The following is a 2,188-nucleotide window of genomic DNA, read 5'->3' as shown; positions in this document are numbered from 1 at the left end:
CGTGCGAAATCGTGCCCTCGTGAACCCTTAGAAACGTGCGAACTTAGCTATACTCAAACCCTAAGAAACGTGAAACAGCGAGGTGACGAGACGTGTTCAAGCGCAAGGTTTACAACAAGCTTCTGGCATGGAAGCGCCAGAGCGACGGTCACAGCGCCCTGCTGATCGAGGGCGCCCGCAGAATCGGCAAGTCGACTATCGCCGAGGAGTTCGCAAAGAACGAGTACTCCTCCTACGTCATGGTCGACTTCAGCCTCGTGACCGACGAGTTCAGGCAGGTGTTTCTCGATACCCGGACGGACCTCGACTCGTTCTTTCTCTACCTGTCGGCGACGTACGGCGCGAGCCTCGTCAGGCGAGACACGCTCATCGTCTTCGACGAGGTGCAGCTCTTCCCGCAGGCCCGCGAGTTCATCAAGCACCTCGTGGCGGACGGCCGCTACGACTACCTGGAGACTGGCTCGCTTGTCTCGCTGAAGACGAACGTCAAGGACATCCTGCTCCCCTCCGAGGAGGAGTCCCTGAGGATGTCCCCCATGGACTTCGAGGAGTTCCTCTGGGCCATGGGGGAGGAGCCCCTGGCGCAGGCGATCCGCGCGGGCTACGCCGCGCGCAGGCCGCTGCCGGAGACCCTCCACCGCAAGGCGATGCGCCTGTGGGGCGAGTACACGCTGGTCGGGGGCATGCCACAGGCCGTCGCCGCGTACGCGCAGGGGCGGGACATGGCGGCCGCCGACAGGGTGAAGCGCAACGTGCTCGGCCTCTACCGCAACGACATCGAGAAATACGGCGGCACGGACGCTAAGCGGATCAAAGCGGTCTTCGACGCCGTCCCTGGGATGCTGGCGCGCCACGAGAAGAAGCTCGTGTACACCGAGGTGGAGGAGGGCTCCCGCTCCCGCGACTTCATGATGGCGTTCGCCTGGCTCAAGGAGGCCGCCACTGTCAACCTCTGTACGCTCAGCACCGACCCGTCGCTCGGGCTCGCGCTCAGCGAGGATGACACGACGCTCAAGTGCTACATGGGCGACACGGGGCTGCTCTCCACGGAGGCCTTCTCTGCCGCGGGCGATGCGCTGCCGGAGGTGTACCGCCAGGTGCTGCTGGGCGATGCCTCGGTCAACGAGGGGATGCTGACGGAGAACGCCGTGGCCCAGCAGCTCGTCGCCAACGGCCACGAGCTGCGCTTCTACTCCAAGTGGTCGAGTGAGGCGGACGAGCGCATGGAGATTGACTTCCTCCTTGTGCTCCCCTTCGCCGATTCGGCAATGAAGCCTCGCGTGACGCCGCTGGAGGTCAAGTCCGGCAAGCGGTACAGCACCGTCTCGCTGGGCAAGTTCCGCAAGAAGTTCGGCAAGCGCGTGGGGGAGAGCCTCGTCTTGCACCCGAGCCAGCTGAGCCAAGGCGACGGCGTCCTGAAGCTGCCCCTCTACATGGCGCACTGCCTGTAGACCGCCCCCTGTGCTGGGCGAGCGTCCTATGGCGCGTTCACCTGGCGGAAAAACCTGGCCGACTGCCGTGGTAAATCTCGGCCAACTGCCGTGATAAAAAGTGTTCGGTTCCACTTGAGGTCGGGCACAACGAAGTGGGCGACGCGGACTCCATGGACTGGGTCGATCTTGCTGATGCCGCCGTGCTCTTTGCTCGGGTTGGGTTGCCGGCGCCCGGCCGGGCACCGCTCATGCCGCTTGATCATCAGGTCGCTCGGAAGTTGCACGCGCTGACCAGGCCGGGCAATCGGGCCCGTGATCTTGTTGACCTGCAGCTTGTTGCTGCCAACGCTGAGCTCGACCTCGTTGCGAAGAGGCGAGTGTGCGAGAGGCTCTTCGCGTACAGGAAGGCGCAGACTCGGCCTCCGGAGGTCGTCCTTCGAGACGGCTGGGAGGGGCTCTACGCTGAGCAAGCCTCTGGGTTACCCGTACTTCAGAACCTTGCCGACGCCGTCGAGTGGGCAAACGGCTTCATTCGGTTAATTGCTGTCGCCGGCTAGCATGTGCCATGCGTGACATCTGGAACCCGTGGCACGGCTGCGCGGGAAAACGGGGCTGTCGGTAAAGCGGGCGCCGGGCTGCGCCAAAATTGCCGACCGTCGGTACCGACGCTCGCCGGTTCCCGCGCAGGACGCGGCAAGAAGGACTTCTTTTCACCAGAAACCGGGACCGTCGGTAGCTCCCGCGCGCAATGGTAT

2 protein-coding genes are annotated in these 2,188 nt (G+C 64.0%); both read left to right on the top strand.

Annotation, left to right across the window (positions count from 1 at the left end; genetic code table 11):
- Positions 1 to 92 precede the first annotated feature (92 nt).
- Positions 93 to 1,451 carry an ATP-binding protein gene (locus tag ACT84W_RS04325; RefSeq protein ID WP_444328327.1) on the top strand — a complete coding sequence of 453 codons (1,359 nt, stop codon included), beginning with the start codon at positions 93 to 95 and terminating at the stop codon, positions 1,449 to 1,451.
- 152 nt (positions 1,452 to 1,603) lie between these two features.
- Positions 1,604 to 1,990, top strand: coding sequence for a nucleotidyl transferase AbiEii/AbiGii toxin family protein (locus ACT84W_RS04320; protein WP_444328326.1), 387 nt, complete (start codon positions 1,604 to 1,606; stop codon positions 1,988 to 1,990).
- Positions 1,991 to 2,188: the final 198 nt, after the last annotated feature.

Origin of the sequence: Paratractidigestivibacter sp., assembly GCF_052362415.1 — a bacterium.
Taxonomy (GTDB): domain Bacteria; phylum Actinomycetota; class Coriobacteriia; order Coriobacteriales; family Atopobiaceae; genus Paratractidigestivibacter.
This window is presented reverse-complemented; position numbering and strand designations above follow the sequence as displayed.

Coding starts and splice junctions, on each gene's coding strand:
- ACT84W_RS04320 (WP_444328326.1), top strand. CDS start 1,604: ATGGACTGGGTCGATCTTGCTGATGCCGCCGTGCTCTTTGCTCGGGTT.